Origin of the sequence: Streptomyces sp., assembly GCF_031178505.1 — a bacterium.
In the GTDB taxonomy this organism is placed as follows: domain Bacteria; phylum Actinomycetota; class Actinomycetes; order Streptomycetales; family Streptomycetaceae; genus Streptomyces; species Streptomyces gulbargensis.
The window spans coordinates 1-3,386 of sequence record NZ_JAPSIW010000748.1; the positions used below are offsets into that span (position 1 = coordinate 1).

The following is a 3,386-nucleotide window of genomic DNA, read 5'->3' on the forward strand; positions in this document are numbered from 1 at the left end:
GCCCAGGGCGAGGACGGCGTGGGCGAGTGGAACCTCATCGCCCAGGAGCTGGGGATAACTCCCATCCGCCTGGACCCGATGGTCGCCAACGACGCCGGGATCCGCCTGAACCCGCTCGACCCGTCGATCACCACGACGGGGCAGCTCGCCCTGCTCCGTACGATCATCGAGGTGGCCATGGGCCACGGCCTGGACGAGCGCTCCGGCTTCGCGCTCAAGGTCGCCCACGCCTACGTCACCGGCCACATCACCGAGCGCCAGCCCATCCTCACCGACATCGTGGAGCAACTGCGGCACCCGAAGCCGGAGTCGGCGGAGGCGATGAACGTCGACATAGACGACGTACGGGCCTGGGGCCTGGACGTCGCGCTCGTCCTCGACCGCCTGGTCGACGGCGACCTGCGCGGCATGTTCGACGGCCCGACGACCGTCGGCATCGACCTCGACGCGCCCCTGATCGTCTTCGACCTGTCCCACATCGACCGCAACTCCATCGCCATGCCGATCCTCATGGCGATCGTCGGCGTCTGGCTGGAACACACCTGGATCCGCCCCGACCGGAAGAAGCGCATCTTCCTGGTCGAGGAGGCCTGGCACATCATCAACAGCCCGTTCGTGGCGCAGCTGTTCCAGCGGCTGCTCAAGTTCGGCCGCCGGCTCGGTCTGAGTTTCGTCGCCGTCGTCCACCACCTCTCCGACGTCGTGGACGGGGCGGCCGCCAAGGAGGCCGCGGCGATCCTCAAGATGGCGTCCACGCGCACGATCTACGCTCAGAAGGCGGACGAGGCACGCAACACCGGCCGGGTCCTCGGCCTGCCCCGGTGGGCCGTCGAGATCATCCCCACCCTCACGCCCGGCATCGCCGTCTGGGACGTCAACGGCAACGTGCAGGTGGTCAAACACCTCATCACCGAGAGGGAACGGCCCCTCGTCTACACCGACCGCGCCATGACCGAGTCGTCCGCCTCCACCGACCCCGAGCTGGAATGGGAGACGGAGCAGCGGGCGATCCTCATCGAGCAGCAGATGAACGACTCGTCCCAGTCGACGGTGGCGTAGATGGAGCGGGTACGCAAGGAGGGGGGCGTCTCCGACGGGCTGCTGCTGACCCTGTTCGCCCTGATCCTGGGGCTGACGGTCCTGGTCTGGGCGGCGACCGGCCTGTCGGGTCTCCTCGCGCACGGCGCCTGGCCGGACGGGGTCGCCTTCACCCGCACCCCCTCGGCCCTGCGCTCCCTGGCCACCGCCCCGACGGACCTCGCGGCGGCCTGGCCCGGCACCCCGCCGGGCCAGCTGTCGGGGTACGGGCTGTTCTGGGGCCTGGTGATCGGCGAGGCGATGATCCTGGCCGTCCTGGCGGTCTTCGGCCTGGGCACGCTCGCCCGCTGGCGCGCGGTCCGCGCCCACCGGAAGCAGGGCCGGTACGGCTCCGGTACGGCTCCGGCGGCCGAGCCGGCCGTACGGGAGACGGCCCCGGCACCCGCCCCGGCACGGGAGCCCGCACCCCCGGCGCCCCGCCGCCCGGCGGAGGAGGCCCCGGCGGTCCCCGCTCCCGGACCGGTCCCCGCGCCGCCTTCGCCCGCCCCCCTCGCGGAACGGGCCCCCCTCGCGGAACCCGCCCCCCTCGCGGAACGGGCCCCCTACGGGATTCCCGGGGAACCGGCGCCCGCCCCCTCCCCCGCCCCCCGGCGCCTGGTCTACGGCCCTCCCGAGGCCCGCCGCCCGCTCGCCGTCCAGGCGATCCGGGACGCCGACGGCCCGGTCCTCGTCGTCACCTCGGATCCCACCGTGTGGGCCGACACCAAGGACGCCCGCGGCAAGCTCGGCCCCGTCCTCGTCCACGACGCCGGCCACCTGTGCGACACCCCCGGCCGCCTCCACTGGTCCCCCTGCGAGGGCTGCGAGGACCCGGACACGGCCCAGGCGCGGGCCGCGGCCCTGCTCGCTCCCGTCCGCCCCCACTCCCGCCTGGACGCGGCCACCGCCGACACCGCCGAAACCCTCCTGCGCTGCTGGCTGCACGCGGCGGCCGTCGACGGCCGTCCCTTCCGGCAGGTCCACCGCTGGGCGCAGGGGACCGGCGCCCACGAACCCGTACGGATCCTCCGCAGCCACCCCAGGGCCGCCTCCGGACACGCGGGCCTGCTCGAAGCGGCTCTCACCGCCCACCCCGAAAGCCGCCGTCTCGCCCAGGAGCTGACGGCCCGTGCGCTCGGCGCGCTGTCCTCCGTCCACATCCGCGAGGCCTGCACCCCGAACCGAACGGATTCGCTGGCGCTGGCATCTTTCCTCGCCGAAGGGGGCACCCTCTATGTGGTGGGTGAACCCCACGAGGACCCCCGTACCCACCCCGGCGCGATGCCGATCCTCACGGCCCTCGCCGCAAGCGTGGTCGAGCACGGCCGCCGCATGGCCGCACGGTCATCCGACGGTCGGCTCGACCCACCACTCACCCTCGTCCTCGACGACGTGGCGGCCGTGGCCCCGATCCCCCGCCTGCCGGACCTCCTGGCCACCGGCCACACCCACGGCCTCCCCACCCTCGCCCTCCTCCGCTCCGCGGAGCAGGCCCGCTCCCGCTGGCCCGAGGACGCCCTCACCCCCTGAGCCCGCCTCCTTCGACGAGCGCGCCGGGGAGCGCGTCCGGGCGCTGCCCGAAGGGGTTGTCGATGACGTACCGCCACCGCCCGTCGGGGCCCCGCCGCGCCACGTCGGTGGCGGTGCCCGCGACGCGCACGGCCTCCCCGTCGCGGCCCGTGCCCTCGACGACCCAGTCCACGATCAGCAGGGCCAGGTCCCCGTTGCGGTACGTCTGCCGGGGCCGGACCGCGATCGGTACGCCCAGCTCCCGCAGCCGCCCGTTGGCCGCGCGCAGCTCGGCCCCGGACACCGCCTCCCCCGGCCGCACCGCCAGCACCGCCGACTCCTCGTACACCTCGGCGAGCAGCCCCGCGTCCCCGCTGTTGAAGCGGGCCGCGAAGACCAGGGGCAGATCCTCGGGGCGGGTCGCCAGCTCACGCAGCCACACAGACATGATCGACAGCCGTCCTTCCGTGCCGGGACAATCGGACACCCGACACGCTAGGAGGCGCTCCCGTGACTCACCGAACGGTTGGTCATCCGCCCGGCCTTCCCGACGACGCCCACGCGCGGGTCACCGCGCCCGCGCCGGACTGCCCGGTCGAGATCGCGCTCGCGGCCCTGCGCGGCCGGTGGACCACCCTCGTCGTCCGTGAACTGCTGCGCGGCGACCGCTCGTACAGCGAACTCCGCCAGGCGCTCCCGACGCTCTCCGACAAGGTCCTGTCCGAGCGTCTCGCCCAGCTCGCCGGGGCGGGCGTCCTCACCCGCGACCGCCGCCCCGGGTGGCCACCGACCGTCCGCTA

At 74.2% G+C, this 3,386-nt stretch carries 4 protein-coding genes; 3 read left to right on the forward strand and 1 reads right to left on the reverse strand.

The annotated features are described in order from the left end of the window. Both RIF68_RS31635 and RIF68_RS31640 read left to right on the forward strand, forming a co-directional pair. Positions 1–1,059: ATP/GTP-binding protein (locus RIF68_RS31635; protein ID WP_309054701.1), on the forward strand; the 1,059-nt coding region annotated here is incomplete at its 5' end. Continuing rightward, positions 1,060–2,607 carry a type IV secretory system conjugative DNA transfer family protein gene (locus RIF68_RS31640; RefSeq protein WP_309054702.1) on the forward strand — a complete coding sequence of 516 codons (1,548 nt, stop codon included), beginning with the start codon at positions 1,060–1,062 and terminating at the stop codon, positions 2,605–2,607. It begins immediately after the preceding gene. Here the strand turns inward: RIF68_RS31640 and RIF68_RS31645 are convergent. Next, positions 2,597–3,034 carry a DUF4440 domain-containing protein gene (locus RIF68_RS31645; protein WP_309054703.1) on the reverse strand — a complete coding sequence of 146 codons (438 nt, stop codon included), beginning with the start codon at positions 3,032–3,034 and terminating at the stop codon, positions 2,597–2,599. The two genes, RIF68_RS31640 and RIF68_RS31645, sit on opposite strands and share 11 nt — an antisense overlap. Positions 3,035–3,096: 62 nt before the next feature. On the opposite strand from RIF68_RS31645, the gene RIF68_RS31650 reads away from it, so the two are divergent. Beyond that, positions 3,097–3,386, forward strand: a 290-nt coding sequence (locus RIF68_RS31650; protein ID WP_309054704.1) for a helix-turn-helix domain-containing protein, incomplete at its 3' end; no start/stop codon positions are given.

What these genes read in the sequence shown, in the direction of transcription:
- RIF68_RS31640 (WP_309054702.1), top strand. Translation starts at nt 1,060, where the DNA reads ATGGAGCGGGTACGCAAGGAGGGGGGCGTCTCCGACGGGCTGCTGCTG.
- RIF68_RS31645 (WP_309054703.1), bottom strand. Translation starts at nt 3,034, where the DNA reads ATGTCTGTGTGGCTGCGTGAGCTGGCGACCCGCCCCGAGGATCTGCCC.